Origin of the sequence: Halomonas sp. (assembly GCF_034520545.1) — a bacterium.
Taxonomy (GTDB): domain Bacteria; phylum Pseudomonadota; class Gammaproteobacteria; order Pseudomonadales; family Halomonadaceae; genus Halomonas.
Genome location: NZ_JAXHNN010000016.1, coordinates 210,034 through 226,462, shown reverse-complemented (window position 1 = coordinate 226,462; position 16,429 = coordinate 210,034). Strand labels below are relative to the sequence as shown.

Here is a 16,429-nt window from a genome sequence, read left to right as displayed (position 1 = left end):
ACACCTGGGTGAGGGCGTCGGCGAAGCGGTCGCGGATGCGCGCCAGGGCGGCGGCGTCCTTGCCCTCGAAGCGCAGCACCAGCACCGGCGTGGTATTGGAGGCGCGACACAGGCCCCAGCCATCCGGGTAGTCGACACGAATGCCGTCGAGGGTGGTCTTGATGCCCTCCTCGCCGAAGTCGCCCTCCCGGGCCAGGCGGTCCACCAAGGCGAACTTGGTCTCGTCGGTCACCGTGATGTTGATCTCCGGCGTGCCGACGTCCTGGGGGTAGCGGGCGAAGAAGGTGTCGGCATCGTCAGTCTGCTTCGACAGGATTTCCAGCAGACGGGCGGCGGCGTAGAGGCCGTCGTCGAAGCCATACCAGCGTTCCTGGAAGAAGATGTGGCCGCTCATTTCGCCGGCCAGCAGGGCGCCAGTTTCCTTCATGCGCGCCTTGATCAGCGAATGGCCGGTACGCCACATCTCCGGTGTTCCGCCGGCTTCCTCGATCACGCGGGTCAGGTTGCCGGTGCACTTGACGTCGAAGATCACCCTGGCGCCGGCGTTGCGGGACAGCATGTCCTCGGCAAAAGCCATCAGCAGGTGGTCGGGGTAGATCAGCGTTCCACTCGGCGTGATCACGCCGAGGCGGTCGCCGTCGCCGTCGAAGGCGAGGCCGATGTCCGCGCCTGTTTCCTGCACGGTGCGGATCAGGTCCTGGAGGTTCTCGGGCTTGCCCGGGTCCGGGTGGTGGTTGGGGAAAGTGCCGTCGATCTCGGCGAAAAGCGGGAGTGTCTCGGCGCCGAGTTTCTCGACCAGCTCTGGGCCCAACTCGCCGGCCACGCCGTTGCCGCAGTCCACCACCGCCTTGAGCGGGCGGGCCAGTGCCACGTCGCCGAGGATACGCTCCAAGTAGGCTTCGCGGAGGTCCTGCTCACTCACGCCGCCCTGGCCCGAGGCCAGCTCACCCTCCGCGATACGGGCATGCAGGGCGGTGATGGCATCACCGGAGAGCGTCTCGCCGCCGAGCACGATCTTGAAGCCGTTGTAATCCGGCGGATTGTGGCTGCCGGTGACCATCACGCCCGAGGCCGTGCCCTCGAGCACGTGAGTGGCAAAGTAGAGCACCGGTGTCGGGACCATGCCGATATCAACGACGTCGCACCCCGACGCTATCAGGCCGCGGGTCAGGGCCGCCAGCAGGCGCGGGCCGGAGAGCCGACCGTCGCGGGCGACGACCACGGTGGATTCGCCGCGCGCGCGGGCCTCGCTGCCGACGGCGCGACCGATCTGCTCGACGTTCGCCTCGGTCAGGGTGTCGTCGACGATGCCGCGGATATCGTAGGCGCGGAAGATGGAGGCGGGGACTGCCTGGCTCGCTGCTTGGGTCATGGGGTCCGTCCTATATGAAATGTTGTGTGGCTCGGTGCTGTCGCCGGGCGTCAATGCCGGCCGGAACTGCCGAACCCGCCGGTGCCACGCTGGCCGGTGCCCCGGTGGCTGGTACCGAAGTCCTCGACGACTTCCAGCTCGGCATGCACCACAGGAACGAGCACGTACTGTGCCAGCCTCTCGAAGGGTTCAATGGTGAAGGGGGCGTTGCCACGGTTCCATGTGGAGATCATCAGTTCCCCCTGGTAGTCGGAATCGATCAGCCCCACCAGGTTGCCGAGCACGATGCCATGCTTGTGGCCCAGGCCCGAGCGGGGCAGGATCATACCGGCAAGCCCCGGGTCGGCGATGTGGATGGCAAGTCCCGTGCGCACCAGCTCGCACTGCCCGGGCGCCAGGCTCAGAGGAGCGTCGAGCAGGGCGCGCAGGTCCATGCCGGCCGAGCCTTCGGTGGCGTAGTGGGGCATGAAGTCACGCATGCGCTCGTCGAGTAACCGGACGGCGAGGTGCGGACGATCGGGGACGGCAGACATCGGGGATCCTCGGGTATTCGGTGTCAGGGGGTGTGACGAGGCGGCAGGCAGGACAGGGCACGGCGCATCACCGCCAGGGCGAGCTGCGACTTGGGCTGGAGGGCGAGGTTTTCGCTGCCTTCTCCATCACCTTCCCGCCACAGCAGCATGGCGGCGTTGTCGTCGCTGCCGAAGCCGAGTCCGGCCCGGGAAACATCGTTGGCAACGATCATGTCGAGCCCCTTGCGGGTCAGTTTGTCCCTGGCGTAGGCCTCCAGGTCCCGGGTCTCGGCGGCGAACCCCACCACTAACGGTCGCTGCGCTCGAGGGAGGGCGGCGACCCCGGCGATGATGTCGGGATTCTTCACCAGGCGCAGGGTGAGACTCTCCTCACCCTCGACCTTCTTGATCTTGTGCTCGGCGGCCGATTCGGCCCGGTAGTCGGCGACGGCGGCGCAGCCGATGAAGATATCGCTGTCGGCGGCCAGCCGTTGGGCGACCTCGTGCATCTCCAGCGCCGACTCCACGTCGGTCCGCTCGACGCCGTCCGGTGTCGGTAGCGCGACGGGGCCACTGATCAGCCACACCCGGGCCCCTAGCGAGGCGGCGGCAGCGGCCAGCGCGAAGCCCATCTTGCCGGAGCTATGGTTGGAGAGGTAGCGCACCGGATCCAGCGGCTCCCGGGTCGGGCCGGCGGTGATGGTGACGGTCAGGCCGTCGGCCTCCCCTGCTGCGTTCTGGCTGACCGATGTGTCGTGAGATGCCCCGGAGTATGCGGCTTCCAACGCTATGGCGGGCGCGGCATCGGGCGCCGTGGAGAGCAGCGCCACCAGGATCGTTTCGGGCTCGAGCATGCGGCCCGGTCCCACGTCGCCGCAGGCCTGGTCGCCGCTGTCGGGCCCCAGCAGTTGCCAGCCGTCCTCGGCCAGCTGGCGCGCGTTGCGCTGCGTGGCCGGATGGCGCCACATGGCCTGGTTCATGGCCGGGGCCATCACCTTGTCGGCCTCGCTGGCCAGGCACAGGGTGGTCAGCAGGTCGTCTGCCAGGCCCTGGGCGAGGCGCGCCATCAGGTCGGCGGTGGCCGGGGCGATCAGGATGGTGTCGGCCCAGCGGGCCAGCTCGATATGCCCCATGCCAGCCTCGGCGTCGGGATCGAGCAGCGAAGTGCGCACTGCTTCTCCGGTCAGCGCCTGGAGCGTCAGTGGCGTGATGAAGGCCTGGGCGCCTTCGGTCATCACCACGCGCACCTCGGCCCCTGCCTGTGTGAGCAGGCGGGCGAGCTGGGCGCTCTTGTAGGCGGCGATGCCGGCACTGATGCCGAGCAGCAGGCGCTGTCCGGAAAGCGAAGACATGGGTGAGACCCCGGAAAGATGGTCAGGCGTCTACCTTACCATCGGCGCTGCACCTTGCGTAGCCGCCGGGCCGACTACACTGTCAGTCAGGGCGACAGGCAGGGAGGCGGGGATGTCGATTCGGGACTGGCCGGAGGGGGAGCGCCCCCGGGAGAAGTTGCTGGCGCTGGGGGTAGAGGCGCTCTCCGATGCCGAACTGCTGGCGATTTTCCTGCGTGTCGGCGTGGAGGGGCGCTCGGCGGTAGACCTGGCTCGGGACCTTCTGTCGGCCTTCGGCGGGCTTCGCCAGCTGCTGGAGGCCGACCAGGCACGCTTCTGCGCCGAACGTGGCATGGGCATGGCCAAGTATGCTCAGCTCCAGGCCACCCTAGAGCTGTCGCGGCGGCATCTTGCCAGCCAGCTCAGCCGGGGCGATGCGCTGACTTCGCCAACGCTGGTGCGCGCCTATCTCGCCGCTCGGCTGCGCCATCTGGGCCACGAGGAATTTGCGGCGCTCTTCCTCGACAGCCAGCACCGCGTGATCCGCTACGAGTCGTTGTTTCGCGGCACCCTGGACAGCGCCTCGGTCTATCCCCGCGAGGTGGCCCGCCGTGCCCTGGAGCTGGGCGCCGGCGCCATCATCTTCGCCCATAACCATCCTTCCGGCGTGGCCGAGCCCAGCGACGCCGACCGGCGAATCACCGAGCGGCTGCGCGAGGCGCTGGGGCTGTTCGAGGTCCGCGTGCTGGACCACTTCGTGGTGGGCGACGGCGAGGTGGTCTCCTTCGCAGAGCGGGGGTGGTTATAATGCGTCGCGCCGCTTGCCGAATGCGGTGGTCTCTGGTATAAAGTTCACCCTTTGAATTCCCTTGGGTCAAATGACAACGGGGTCGTCCCCGGTTTGCCCGACAGGTTTTGAACACTCAGGTCTAAACACCTGGCCAAGCGGTTGGAGGCTCTCATGTCCAAAGTATGTCAGGTTACCGGCAAGCGCCCGGTGACTGGTAACAACGTTTCACACTCCCAGCGCAAGACGCGTCGTCGTTTCGTGCCGAACCTGCATTCCCACCGTTTCTGGGTGGAGTCCGAGAAGCGCTTCGTAAAGCTGCGCGTCTCCTCCAAGGGTATGCGCGTCATCGACAAGAAGGGCATCGAGGCCGTTCTAGGCGACATCCGCAAGCGCGGCGAAGCCGTTTAAGCGATTTATCACGGGAGATAACCGTCATGCGCGACAAGATCAGAATGTTATCCAGTGCCGGTACCGGTCACTTCTACACCACCGACAAGAACAAGCGGAACACGCCGGATAAGCTCGAAAAGAAGATGTTCGACCCGGTCGTCCGCAAGCACGTGATGTACAAGGAAGGCAAGATCAAGTAGTCCTTGGTCGCTTCCACCGCAGGCACGAGCCTGTCAGCTTGAACCCGGCCCGATGGTCGGGTTCTTGCGTATCGCTGTCCCGCCGGACCTAACCATGCCCGAGTTGCCCGAAGTCGAGACTACCCGCCGCGGCATTGCTCCCCACGTGGAAGGTCGCGAGATCGTCGAGGTGATCGTGCGACAGGCTAGCTTGCGCGTGCCGGTGCCGGCGGACCTCGTCGAGCGGCTGATCGGAGCGCGCATCGGCGAGCTCGCCCGGCGAGCCAAGTACCTGCTGCTGCCGCTCTCCTGGCCAGGGGCGGGTGAGGACGGCGGCACGCTGCTCTGGCATCTGGGCATGTCCGGTAGCCTGCGCGTTGCCCGATTGGGTGAGCTGCCCAAGAAGCACGACCATCTTGATCTGGTGCTCGATGACGGCGCCATCCTGCGCTACCACGATCCGCGTCGTTTCGGCTTCGTCGACTGGCTGGCGGGCAGTGTGGAACAGGATGTTCGCCTGGCCCGGCTGGGTCCGGAGCCGCTCTCCGAGAGCTTCGATGGTGAACGCCTCTTCGCACGTTCCCGCGGGCGCCGCCTGGCCGTGAAGCCCTTCCTTATGGACAACGCCGTGGTGGTAGGGGTGGGCAACATCTATGCCGCCGAAGCCTTGTTTCTGGCCGGCATCGATCCGCGTCGCGCCGCCGGACGTATCTCCCGGGAGCGCTTCGATCGGCTCGCTGCGGCGGTGCGCGAGGTGCTGGCCGCCGCCATCACTCAGGGTGGCACCACCCTGCGCGACTTCGTCGGCGGCACCGGTGAGCCCGGCTACTTCAAGCAGCGGCTCAACGTCTATGGCCGCGACGGCCAACCCTGCCGACGCTGCGGCGCCGAGTTGCGCCTGGTGACCCTGGGCCAGCGAGCCAGTGTGTTCTGCGGCCACTGCCAGACCTGACGACGGCGCTGCGCCGCCGACGCTTCTCTCCCCTTCCCACGAGATACTCCCATGACCGCACTTCGTTCACTGCGCCTCAAGAAGAACGCCGACCGTCGCCTCAAGGCCGGCCATCTTTGGCTCTATTCCAACGAGATCGACATCCAGGCCACGCCGATCAAGGAGATCGAGCCCGGCGCGCAGGTGGTGGTCGAGGCCGCCAATGGCAAGGCCATGGGGGTCGCCTATGTCAATCCGCACTCGCTGATCTGTGCGCGGATGGTCTCGCGTGATCCTGCGCAGGGACTCGATCGCTCGCTGCTGGTGCACCGTCTCAACCAGGCGCTGGCGCTACGCCAACGCCTCTTCGACAAGCCCTTTTACCGCCTGGTGCACGGCGAAGGCGACCTGCTGCCAGGGCTGGTCATCGACCGCTTCGGCGACGTGCTGGTCGTGCAGCTCAATACCGCCGGCATGCAGGCGGTATTGCCCGAACTGCTCGACGCCCTGGACAAGGTGATGTCGCCGTCGGCGGTAGTGCTGCGCAACGACACCAGCGGGCGCCGCCAGGAAGGCCTGGAGGCTGGCATCGAGGTCGTGAAGGGCGAGTTGCCCGACCAGGTGCTGCTGGAGGAGAACGGCGTGAAGTTCGCTGCTCCCGTGCTCGACGGCCAGAAGACCGGCTGGTTCTTCGACCATCGCGCCAACCGCGCCTGGCTCAATGGTCTGGTGGCCGGCAAGCGGGTACTGGACCTGTTCAGCTACGTGGGCGGCTGGGGCGTGCAGGCCGCAGCCAATGGCGCACGCGACGTGCTCTGCGTGGATGCCTCCGGTCCGGCACTGGAACGGGTCGCCGAAAATGCTGCCCTGAACGGGTTGCATGAGCAGGTGTCGGTGGGCGAGGGCGATGCCTTCGAGGTCCTGGCGGCCCTCAAGGCCGAGGGGGAGGAGTTCGACGTGGTGATCCTCGACCCGCCGGCCTTCATTCGCAAGCGTAAGGACATTCCCAACGGTGAGCGAGCCTACGGCAAGCTCAACCGCGAGGCGATGCGCCTGCTGGGGCGTGACGGCCTGCTGCTCTCGGCGTCCTGTTCCATGCACTTGGCCCCGGAGCGTCTGGTGGACGTGGTGCGCGGGGCGGTGCGTCACCAGGATCGCCAGGGCCAGATCCTCTTCCAGGGCCACCAGGGGGCGGACCATCCGATCCATCCGGCGATTCCCGAGACCTCCTACCTGAAGGCGTTGGGCGTCCGGGTCTTTCGGGACTGATTCCCGATGTTCCCTGGCTACATTCGTGCCTTTGCCCACTCCAATGCGCTGCTGGTCAGCCACGTGCACAATGTGCTGACCGCGGCCGGCATTCCCGCGGAATTGCGCAATATGACCCGGGGGGGTGGCGCCGGTGAGCTGCCGTTAGGGGAGTGTGAGCCGGAGGTATGGGTGGCGCCACACAACCACGAACGGGCCGAGGCCCTTATCCACCAGACCCTGGAAGGAACGAGCGAGCGCCCGGCATGGACCTGTCCTGGCTGCGGGGAGCACCTAGAGGGTGTCTTCGATACCTGCTGGAACTGCGGTACGGACCGTCCCTTGTGCCAAAAGGAGTGGTGATATGGAATGGGACTTGCCCAAGCCTTTTGTCATCGAGATCGTCGTCGCTCCCTCGGCCATCGACGAGTACGACCACGCCAACAACGCCGAGTACCTGCGGTGGATCGAGCAGGTCAGCTGGGCTCACTCCGAGTCGCTGGGCCTTTCCCTTTCGCGTTACCGTGAACTGGATCGCGGCATGGCGGTACATCGCCACGAGCTGGACTATCTGGCGCCGGCCTTCGAGGGGGATCGGCTCCGGCTGGCCACCTGGATCATCGACGTTGAAGGCCGCCTGACCCTGACTCGCCGCTTCCAGCTGATCCGTCCTTCCGATGGACGCACCCTGCTTCGCGCGCGCACCCGTTTCGCCTGCATCGAGCTTTCCAGCGGCCGCCCGCGTCGCCTGCCAGAAGAGTACCGCAGGATCTACGGCGAAGTTGCGGTTGCGGACACCCCCTGAATTTTTGCTTACCTTCCGCCCTGAAAAGAAAAATATCGGTGGAGAGCGGTTTAAGCGACAATTTCTTCTGTTTTCTCATCTCGATTCTATGTGAATGGCCTTGCTGTGCTGTAATGGGCAGGAAACCTGCCCAGTGACAGTCCCCAGGAGGAGCCATGCAGATTGCCGTGCCCAAGGAAATCAAGAACCACGAGTACCGTGTCGCCCTGACCCCTACCGGAGCCAGGGAACTGGTTGGCCGCGGTCATACGGTCACGGTTCAGGCAGGCGCCGGCGAAGGTGCCGGTTTTGCGGATGCCGCCTTTGAAGCCGCCGGGGCGCGTCTCGAGGCCGACGTGGCCAAGGTCTGGGACGGCGCCGAGCTGATCCTGAAGGTCAAGGAGCCGCAGGCCGAGGAGGTTGCGTGTCTCAAGGCCGGCCAGACGCTCTTCACCTACCTGCATCTGGCCGCCGAAGAGAAGCTCACCCGCGGCCTGATGGCGAGTGGCGCAACCTGCATTGCCTACGAGACCATCACCGACCGCCAGGGCGGCCTGCCGCTGCTGGCGCCGATGAGCACCGTGGCCGGGCGCATGGCCATCCAGGCGGGCGCCCACAGCCTGGAGAAGGCCCAGGGCGGCTCTGGCGTGCTGCTGCCCGGGGTGCCAGGGGTAGCGCCGGCCAGGGTAGCCGTGATCGGCGGCGGCGTGGTAGGCGAGAATGCAGCCCGCATGGCGCTGGGCCTGGGCGCCGAGGTGACGGTGCTCGACAAGTCGATTCCGCGCCTCGAGACCCTCGATGACCGCTACCAGGGCCGCATGAAGACCGTGTTTTCCACCGCAGATGCCATCGATGAGGCGGTGCGCGAGTGTGACCTGATCGTCGGCGCCGTGCTGATTCCGGGGGCCGCCGCGCCCAAGCTGATCACCCGGGAGATGCTCGCCGAGATGAAGCCCGGCAGTGTGCTGGTAGATGTCGCCATCGATCAGGGCGGCTGCTTCGAGACCAGCAGGGCCACTACCCACACCGACCCGACCTACATCGTCGACGGGGTCGTTCACTACTGTGTGGCCAACATGCCGGGCGCCGTGGCGCGCACCTCCACCCAGGCACTGACCAACGCCACCCTGCCGTTCGTGATCGCTCTGGCCGACAAGGGCTGGCAGCAGGCGCTGGCCGACGATGACCACTTCGCCGCCGGCCTAAACGTCCATGACGGCCAGGTGACCTACAAGGCTGTGGCCGAGTCTTTTGGGCTCGAGTATGTCGCGCCAAGCAAGCTATTGGACTGATACCCGGCAGGGTGCCGCCGAGGCGAGCGGCGCCGGGGGTAGTCCGTAGAGGAGGTCCTACGCCAGGGATGGCGTCGGTAGCGCCCAGGGAGGGGTTCACAGCGCCTCCTCGGAGGCCTATCGCCGGAAAAGCCGCGGATTAGGTCCTTGGTCGCGGTGGTCACCCAGGTCGTCCCGGTCGCCTTGATCGGGGCCTCGCGTTACCATAGCGGCCATTTCCGACAGCAGAGTCCGCTTACCCCATGAGTGCAGCTTCCGAGAAGACCCGGGTTCTCACCGGCATCACCACCACCGGCACCCCCCATCTGGGCAACTACGTGGGGGCGATCAAGCCCGCCATCACCGCGAGCCAGGACCCGAACGTCCAGTCCTACTATTTCCTGGCCGACCTGCATGCGCTGATCAAGTGCCAGGATCCGCGCCGGGTGCAGGAGTCGCGCCTGGAAATCGCCGCCACCTGGCTGGCGCTGGGTCTGGATACCGACAACGCCATCTTCTATCGCCAGTCGGATGTCCCCGAAATCCCCGAGCTGACCTGGCTGCTCTCCTGCGTCTGCGCCAAGGGGCTGATGAACCGTGCCCATGCCTACAAGGCGGCGGTGGCCGAGAACGAGGCCGCCGGCAACCAGGATCCGGACAAGGGCATCACCATGGGGTTGTTCGGCTACCCGGTGCTGATGGCCGCCGACATCCTGATGTTCAACGCCAACAAGGTGCCGGTGGGTCGCGACCAGATCCAGCACATCGAGATGGCTCGCGATATCGCCGGACGCTTCAACCACCTCTACAAGGGGCAGTACTTCACCCTGCCCGATGCCGTGGTAGACGAGCGGGTGGAGGTCCTGGGCGGCCTGGATGGCCGCAAGATGTCCAAGAGCTACAACAACACCATCCCGCTGTTCGTCTCCGAGAAGAAACTGCTGAAACTGGTGCGCAAGATCAAGACCAACTCCCTGGAGCCCGGCGAGCCCAAGGACCCGGCGACCTGCACCCTCTTCCAGATCTACTCGGCCTTTGCCACGGCCGCCGAGACCGAGGCCATGCGCGCCGAGTATGAAAATGGTATTGGCTGGGGCGAGGTCAAGAACCGCGTCTTCGAACTGCTCAACGAGCAGCTGCGCGAGCCGCGCAGCCGATACCAGGCGCTGATGGAGGATCCCGGGCACATCGAGCAGGTGCTGATCAAGGGGGCCGAGCGGGCCCGTGCCGAGGCCGCCCCCTTCATGGACCGCCTGCGCCAGGCGGCGGGGCTTGGGCGCTTTATCTGAGGCAGCCGATGTAAGCGGGCTCGCTGGCGGACGACGAAAGGACCATCAGGGAGCATGAGCGGTTTATTCTTTAATAGCATATAAAGTTGTATTTAAATGCTTTTGTGTGCTTCAAGAAGATCGTTATTATGCTTGCTGATCGCCTCGTCCCTGACAACGAAGAGAGTCCGCCATGAGTGAACTCGCCCTGACGCAACGTTCCAGACTTTCCGTCTCTGCCGTGGCGGCCGGCGCTCTGCTGCTGGGCGCCCTGGTTGTGGGCGCCGCCTTCGGCGCTCGCCTCGGCGTGCTGATGGTGGTGGGTGGCCTGCTGGGCATGGTGCTCTATCATGCCGCCTTCGGCTTCACCGCCGCCTGGCGCGTCTTCATCACCGAGCGGCGTGGCCGTGGTCTGCGTGCCCAGATGGTGATGCTGGCCATCGCGGTTCTGCTGTTCTTCCCGGCGCTGGGGGCGGGCAGCCTTTTCGGCCAGTCAGTCTACGGCTTCGTGGCACCCATCGGCATCTCGGTGGTGGTCGGTGCCTTCCTGTTCGGCCTCGGCATGCAGCTCGGCGGCGGCTGCGCCTCCGGAACCCTGTTCACTGCCGGCGGCGGCAATGCTCGCATGGTGATCACCTTGCTGTTCTTCATCGTCGGCTCGGTGATCGGTACCGCCCACTTCACCTGGTGGCAGGGCCTGCCCGCCTTCCAGCCGGTGTCGCTGGTCAAGACCGCCGGTACCGGGGGCGGGATTGCCATCAGCCTGGTGCTCTTCGCCGCCATCGCCGCCTTCACCGTGGTCATGGAGAAACGACGTCACGGTGAGCTGGAGCGGGTTCCGGCGGTCGATGTCGGCAACCGCCGCTGGGTGACCGGCCCCTGGCCATTGCTGGCAGGGGCCGTCGGGCTGGCCCTGCTCAATTTCGCCACCCTGGCACTGGCCGGTCGTCCCTGGGGCATCACCTCGGCCTTCGCACTCTGGGGTGCCAAGGGCTTCGAGGCTCTCGGCGGCGATGTCAGCCGGTGGGGCTACTGGCAGTCATCGTGGAATGCGGCTGCCCTGGAGGCTACCCTCTGGCGCGACATCACCAGCGTGATGAACATCGGTATCCTGCTCGGGGCGCTGCTTGCGGCGTCTCTAGCCGGCAAGTTCGCCCCCAACTTCCGTATTCCGACCAGGTCGGTGCTGGCGGCGATAATAGGCGGCCTGATGCTCGGTTACGGGGCCCGCCTGGCCTTTGGCTGCAACATCGGTGCCTACTTCAGCGGCATTGCCTCCGGCAGCCTGCATGGCTGGGTGTGGCTGGTGGCAGCCTTTGCCGGAAACATGCTCGGGGTGAAACTGCGTCCCTTCTTCTTCGAGGGGAAGCCGGTTCGTCGTGCCGTGGCGAAAGGCTGCTGAGCCACGTGCCCGCCAGCAGCGTTGACGCCTCGGCTCCAGTCCGGGGCGTCGTTTTTTTGCGGCGTGCTAGAGTTGATGGCAAGGCGTCGACAGAGCGCCAACGGCCCGTTCCAGTCACCGTATCGAGGCGAGAGATGACCACCGACCAGAAGCGTCCCCTCTACATCCCCTATGCCGGCCCGCCGCTGCTCGAGATGCCGCTGCTCAACAAGGGTAGTGCTTTCACCCGCGAAGAACGCTTGGAGTTCAACCTGATCGGCCTGTTGCCCCAGAATGTGGAGACCATCGAGGAGCAGGTGGAACGGGCCTATCGACAGTACAGCCAATGCCAGAACGACCTGGACAAGCACATCTATCTGCGTGCCATCCAGGATGACAACGAGACCCTCTACTACCGGCTGGTCAAGGAGCACCTCCAGGAGATGCTGCCGATCATCTACACCCCCACGGTTGGCAAGGCGTGCGAGGAGTTCTCCAACATCTACCGCAACCACCGAGGGCTGTTCATCGCCTACCCCGACCGTGACCACATGGATGACATCCTGCGCAGCTCCACCAAGGACAAGGTCAAGGTGATCGTGGTCACCGACGGTGAACGTATCCTGGGGCTCGGCGACCAGGGCATCGGCGGCATGGGCATCCCCATCGGCAAGTTGGCGCTCTACACCGCCTGCGGCGGTATCAGCCCGGCCTACACTCAGCCGATCATGCTCGACGTGGGCACCAATAACCAGGCGCTTCTCGACGACCCCATGTACATGGGGTGGCGCCACCGGCGGGTCTCCCAGGAGGAGTACGATGCCTTCATGGCGGAGTTCATCGCCGCGGTGAAGCGTCGCTGGCCGGGCGCGCTACTGCAGTTCGAGGACTTTGCACAGGCCAATGCCTTACCGCTGCTCGATCGCTATCGCAACGAGCTCTGCTGCTTCAATGACGACGTCCAGGGAACGGCCTCGGTGGTAGTGGGGACCCTGATGGCGGCCTGCCAGGCCCGTGACCAGGGTATCGGTCAACAGCGAGTGGTGTTCGTCGGGGCGGGTTCAGCCGGTTGCGGCATCGCGGAGCAGGTGGTGGTGGCCATGCAGGCGGAGGGCCTGACGGAAAGAGAGGCGCGTTCGCGTATCTACATGGTCGACCGCGAGGGGCTGGTGACCTCAGAGCAGGCTTGGCTTCGCGACTTCCAGGGCCGCCTGGCCCACGACCCCGAGATGGTGGCCGGCTGGGACGGCCAGGCGTTGCTCGAGGTGATGCGGCGGGTCGAGCCCACGGTGCTGATCGGAGTCTGCGGTATGCCGGGTATCTTCACCGAGGAGGTGGTGCGCGCGATGCACGCCGGCTGTGCGATGCCGCTGATCATGCCGCTCTCCAACCCCACTTCCCGCGCCGAGGCGGTGCCGGAGGACGTCATCCGCTGGACCGATGGCGCGGCCCTGGTGGCCACTGGCAGCCCCTTCCCGCCGGTGGAGTATGGAGGCCGCAGCATTCCCATCGCCCAGTGCAACAACGCCTACATTTTTCCGGGTATCGGCCTGGGTGTGGTGGCTTCAGCGGCAAAGCGTGTCACCGATGCCATGCTGATGGCCTCGTCCCGGGCGCTGGCTCGTGAGGCGCCGCTGGTCAAGCAAGGGGAGGGCGCGCTGCTCCCGCCGCTCTCCCATATCCGCGAACTCTCCAAGGCGATCGCCTTCGACGTGGCCGCCCAGGCCCAGGGCGAGGGCGTGGCACTGAAGACCAACGGCATCAAGCTGCGCGAGGCCATTGAGCGCAGCTGCTGGTCGCCGGAGTATCGGCGCTATCGCCGCCGCTCGTTCTAGGCGTCGAGCGACCAGCCACGAGTAGCAGGGCAGGGGTAATATCCTGCCCGCGGCTCGCAGCCCGTAACAAGAAGGCCCCGCCGGATAACCGGCGGGGCCTTTTTCTCGCGGTGGTTTACGAAATGTTTCGTTCAGGCCGCATAAGCCGAAGGCGCATCCGGCGGAGTCTGCCCGGTGCGCTGGCGCTTACCGGGCCTACGTCAGGAGCACTTCCATACACTCCGGTGCGGTTCTGTCAGGCCGAACCGATCATCCTGCGCAGCACGTAGTGGAGGATGCCGCCGTGGCGGTAGTACTCCAGCTCGTTGGCGGTGTCGATGCGGCACAGCGTCTCGAGCTTCTTCTCGCCCTTGTCGGAGGCGATGGTTACCTTGACCGTGCCGCCCGGGGTGAGCTCACTGAGCCCTTCGATGGACACCTGCTCCTCACCGGTCAGGCCCAGGGATGTGCGGCTCTCGCCTTCCGGGAACTGAAGCGGGACCACGCCCATGCCGATCAGGTTGGAACGGTGGATGCGCTCATAGGACTCGGCCAGCACCGCTCGCACGCCGAGCAGGCGGGTACCCTTTGCGGCCCAGTCGCGGCTGGAGCCGGTGCCGTACTCCTTGCCGGCGATCACCACCAGCGGCGTACCCTCCTCCTGATACTTCATGGCAGCATCGTAGATCGCCATCTGCTCGCCTGAGGGTACGTGACGGGTCTCGCCACCGATCACGCCATCGAGCATCTCGTTCTTGATACGCACGTTGGCGAAGGTGCCGCGCATCATCACCTCATGATTGCCGCGCCGTGAACCATAGGAGTTGAAGTCCACCGGTTTGATGCCCCGCTCCTGCAGATAACGCCCGGCGGGGCTATCGGGCTTGATGGCACCGGCCGGCGAGATATGGTCGGTGGTTACCGAGTCGCCGAGCAAGGCGAGAATATGGGCGCCCTTGACGTCCTCGATGGCCTCCGGCTCACGGCCCATACCTTCGAAGAAGGGTGGGTGCTGGATGTAGGTGGAATCCTTCGACCATTGGTAAACCTGGCTTTCGGGTACATCAAGCAACTTCCAGGTCTCGTCTCCATCGAACACCTCCGCATACTCCTTGCGGAACATCTCGGTGTTGACCTTTTCCACGGCCTCGGCGATCTCTGCCTGGCTGGGCCAGATGTCCTTGAGGTAGACGGGGTTGTCGTGGGAGTCCGTGCCCAGCGGGTCACGGGTCAGGTCGAGTTGGACGTTGCCCGCGAGGGCATAGGCTACCACCAGCGGCGGCGAGGCCAGCCAGTTGGTCTTGATCAAGGGGTGAATGCGCCCCTCGAAGTTGCGGTTGCCCGATAGCACCGAGGCCACGGTGAGGTCGCCATCCTCGATGCCTTGCTCGATGGGTTCCGGCAGCGGCCCGGAGTTGCCGATGCAGGTGGTGCAGCCGTAGCCCACCAGGTTGAAGCCCAGAGCGTCGAGGTCGTCGTTTACGCCGCCGGCCTCGAGATAATCCGTCACCACCTTGGAGCCAGGAGCCAGGGAGGTCTTCACCCACGGCTTGGTGGTCAGCCCCTTCTCGCGGGCCTTTCGGGCCAGCAGTCCGGCCGCCATCATCACGCTGGGGTTGGAGGTATTGGTGCAGGAGGTGATGGCGGCAATCACCACCGCCCCCGGGTTGAGCTTGAAGGCCTCGCCCTTGAACTCCACCTCCTGGCTGTCGTGGTGCTCGTAGCTCTCCTCGACGCCCACGGCAGTCTGGCCGCCTTCGGAAAACAGGCGGCCCTTGTCGGTCTCGGGAAGCTTTTCGCCGTTTTCGTTCAACAGCTTGGCGAAGGTCGACTTCATGTCCTGGAGGGCAACGCGATCCTGCGGCCGCTTGGGTCCGGCCAGGCTGGCCTCGACCTCGGTCATGTCCAGCGCCAGGGTATCACTGAAGATCGGCTCGTCGGCGGGCTCGCGCCACAGGCCCTGGGCCTTGCTGTAGGCCTCTACCAGCGCGATCTGGTCATCCTCGCGGCCGGTCAGGCGCAAGTAGGTCAGTGTTTCGTCGTCTACCGGGAAGAAGCCGCAGGTGGCGCCGTATTCCGGGGCCATGTTGGCGATGGTGGCGCGGTCGGCTACCGGCAGATCCTTGAGGCCATCGCCGTAGAACTCGACGAACTTGCCCACCACGCCCTTCTTGCGCAGCATCTCGGTGACCGTCAGCACGAGGTCGGTGGCGGTGATGCCTTCGCGCAACTTGCCGGTAAGCTTGAAGCCCACCACCTCGGGAATCAGCATGGAGACCGGCTGACCGAGCATGGCGGCTTCGGCCTCGATCCCCCCGACGCCCCAGCCCAGTATGCCGAGGCCGTTGATCATGGTGGTGTGGGAGTCGGTTCCCACCAGGGTGTCCGGGTAGGCCAGCGTTCTGCCGTCCTGCTCTTTCGTCCAGACGGTCTTACCAAGGTATTCGAGATTGACCTGGTGGCAGATGCCGGTGCCCGGCGGTACAACGCGGAAGTTGTCGAAGGCGTCCTGACCCCAGCGCAGGAATTCGTAGCGCTCGCGGTTGCGGTCCATTTCGATGGCCACGTTGTCCTTGAACGCCGAGGGGTTTCCGAACTTGTCGACCATCACCGAGTGGTCGATGACCAGGTCCACCGGCGACAGCGGGTTTATGCGGGCCGGATCCTCGCCGAGGGATTTTACCGCGGCGCGCATGGAAGCCAGGTCTACGACCCCGGGCACGCCGGTGAAGTCCTGCATCAGCACCCGCGCCGGGCGATAGCCGATTTCGCGGTCAGAGTGGCCTTGCTGCTGCCAGTCGACAAGCGCCTGCATGTCCTCACGGGCGACGCTCTCGTCATCGGCGAAGCGCAGCTGGTTTTCCAGCAGTATCTTCAAGGTCTTGGGGAGACGGTCGATGTTGCCCAGCGCGTCGGCTGCCTTCTCCAGGCTGTGAAAGTGATAGGTCGTACCGCCGACGTCCAACGTCTGCAGGGTATCCGGTGTGGAGTCGTTGCTCATGCTGTCTGTTCTCCTTTCGCATCGCGGGGAGTGAGGGCACCATCCTGGCACCGTCTTGGTTACATGGTCATGATAGATGTCCTTTTCAAGCGTCGCCTGGAGCGGATGCCGTTTGGGCTCCCTTGAAATGCCGGCCTCATCCCCTCATATTGCTGCA

15 protein-coding genes are annotated in these 16,429 nt (G+C 65.4%); 11 read left to right on the top strand and 4 right to left on the bottom strand.

What is annotated here, in order from left to right:
- The 3 genes from U5L98_RS18165 to coaBC form a co-directional block, all read right to left on the bottom strand.
- The coding region (locus U5L98_RS18165) for a phosphomannomutase/phosphoglucomutase (RefSeq protein WP_322559658.1) at nucleotides 1-1,372 on the bottom strand (1,372 nt) is incomplete at its 3' end.
- Nucleotides 1,373-1,422: 50 nt separating this feature from the next.
- Nucleotides 1,423-1,905 carry a dUTP diphosphatase gene (gene dut / locus U5L98_RS18160; protein WP_322559657.1) on the bottom strand — a complete coding sequence of 161 codons (483 nt, stop codon included), beginning with the start codon at nucleotides 1,903-1,905 and terminating at the stop codon, nucleotides 1,423-1,425.
- Between the two features lie 23 nt (nucleotides 1,906-1,928).
- Nucleotides 1,929-3,236, bottom strand: coding sequence for a bifunctional phosphopantothenoylcysteine decarboxylase/phosphopantothenate--cysteine ligase CoaBC (gene coaBC / locus U5L98_RS18155; protein WP_322559656.1), 1,308 nt, complete (start codon nucleotides 3,234-3,236; stop codon nucleotides 1,929-1,931).
- A 112-nt stretch (nucleotides 3,237-3,348) separates the two neighbouring features.
- Here coaBC and radC point away from each other — a divergent pair, with 112 nt between their 5' ends.
- The 11 genes from radC (at nucleotide 3,349) to U5L98_RS18100 (ending at nucleotide 13,292) form a co-directional block, all read left to right on the top strand.
- A complete protein-coding gene (radC, locus tag U5L98_RS18150) occupies nucleotides 3,349-4,023 on the top strand; it encodes a RadC family protein (RefSeq protein ID WP_322559655.1) in 675 nt (224 codons plus the stop codon).
- Between the two features lie 153 nt (nucleotides 4,024-4,176).
- Nucleotides 4,177-4,413, top strand: coding sequence for a 50S ribosomal protein L28 (rpmB, locus tag U5L98_RS18145; RefSeq protein ID WP_322559654.1), 237 nt, complete (start codon nucleotides 4,177-4,179; stop codon nucleotides 4,411-4,413).
- A 26-nt stretch (nucleotides 4,414-4,439) separates the two neighbouring features.
- A complete protein-coding gene (rpmG, locus tag U5L98_RS18140; RefSeq protein WP_151443569.1) occupies nucleotides 4,440-4,595 on the top strand; it encodes a 50S ribosomal protein L33 in 156 nt (51 codons plus the stop codon).
- A gap of 94 nt (nucleotides 4,596-4,689) precedes the next feature.
- The gene (gene mutM / locus U5L98_RS18135) at nucleotides 4,690-5,526 is read left to right on the top strand and encodes a bifunctional DNA-formamidopyrimidine glycosylase/DNA-(apurinic or apyrimidinic site) lyase (RefSeq protein ID WP_322559653.1); all 837 of its coding nucleotides are present in this window, start codon (nucleotides 4,690-4,692) and stop codon (nucleotides 5,524-5,526) included.
- Between the two features lie 51 nt (nucleotides 5,527-5,577).
- Nucleotides 5,578-6,774, top strand: coding sequence for a class I SAM-dependent rRNA methyltransferase (locus U5L98_RS18130; protein ID WP_322559652.1), 1,197 nt, complete (start codon nucleotides 5,578-5,580; stop codon nucleotides 6,772-6,774).
- Nucleotides 6,775-6,780: 6 nt separating this feature from the next.
- Nucleotides 6,781-7,116: a putative signal transducing protein gene (locus tag U5L98_RS18125; protein WP_322559651.1), complete on the top strand. Its 336-nt coding sequence runs from the start codon at nucleotides 6,781-6,783 to the stop codon at nucleotides 7,114-7,116.
- A gap of 1 nt (nucleotide 7,117) precedes the next feature.
- Entirely contained in the window at nucleotides 7,118-7,558 is a 441-nt protein-coding gene (locus U5L98_RS18120) for a thioesterase family protein (protein WP_322559650.1), read from the top strand.
- A gap of 155 nt (nucleotides 7,559-7,713) precedes the next feature.
- Nucleotides 7,714-8,829, top strand: a complete 1,116-nt coding sequence (gene ald, locus U5L98_RS18115) for an alanine dehydrogenase (protein WP_322559649.1) — start codon at nucleotides 7,714-7,716, stop codon at nucleotides 8,827-8,829.
- Nucleotides 8,830-9,071: 242 nt separating this feature from the next.
- Nucleotides 9,072-10,097 carry a tryptophan--tRNA ligase gene (locus U5L98_RS18110; protein WP_322559648.1) on the top strand — a complete coding sequence of 342 codons (1,026 nt, stop codon included), beginning with the start codon at nucleotides 9,072-9,074 and terminating at the stop codon, nucleotides 10,095-10,097.
- A gap of 172 nt (nucleotides 10,098-10,269) precedes the next feature.
- Entirely contained in the window at nucleotides 10,270-11,478 is a 1,209-nt protein-coding gene (locus U5L98_RS18105; protein WP_322559647.1) for a YeeE/YedE family protein, read from the top strand.
- A gap of 134 nt (nucleotides 11,479-11,612) precedes the next feature.
- Nucleotides 11,613-13,292: an NAD-dependent malic enzyme gene (locus U5L98_RS18100; RefSeq protein ID WP_322559646.1), complete on the top strand. Its 1,680-nt coding sequence runs from the start codon at nucleotides 11,613-11,615 to the stop codon at nucleotides 13,290-13,292.
- Between the two features lie 235 nt (nucleotides 13,293-13,527).
- Here the strand turns inward: U5L98_RS18100 and acnA are convergent, their stop codons facing one another.
- Nucleotides 13,528-16,272 (bottom strand): aconitate hydratase AcnA, encoded by a 2,745-nt coding sequence (gene acnA / locus U5L98_RS18095; RefSeq protein ID WP_322559645.1) that lies wholly within the window; start codon nucleotides 16,270-16,272, stop codon nucleotides 13,528-13,530.
- Nucleotides 16,273-16,429: the final 157 nt, after the last annotated feature.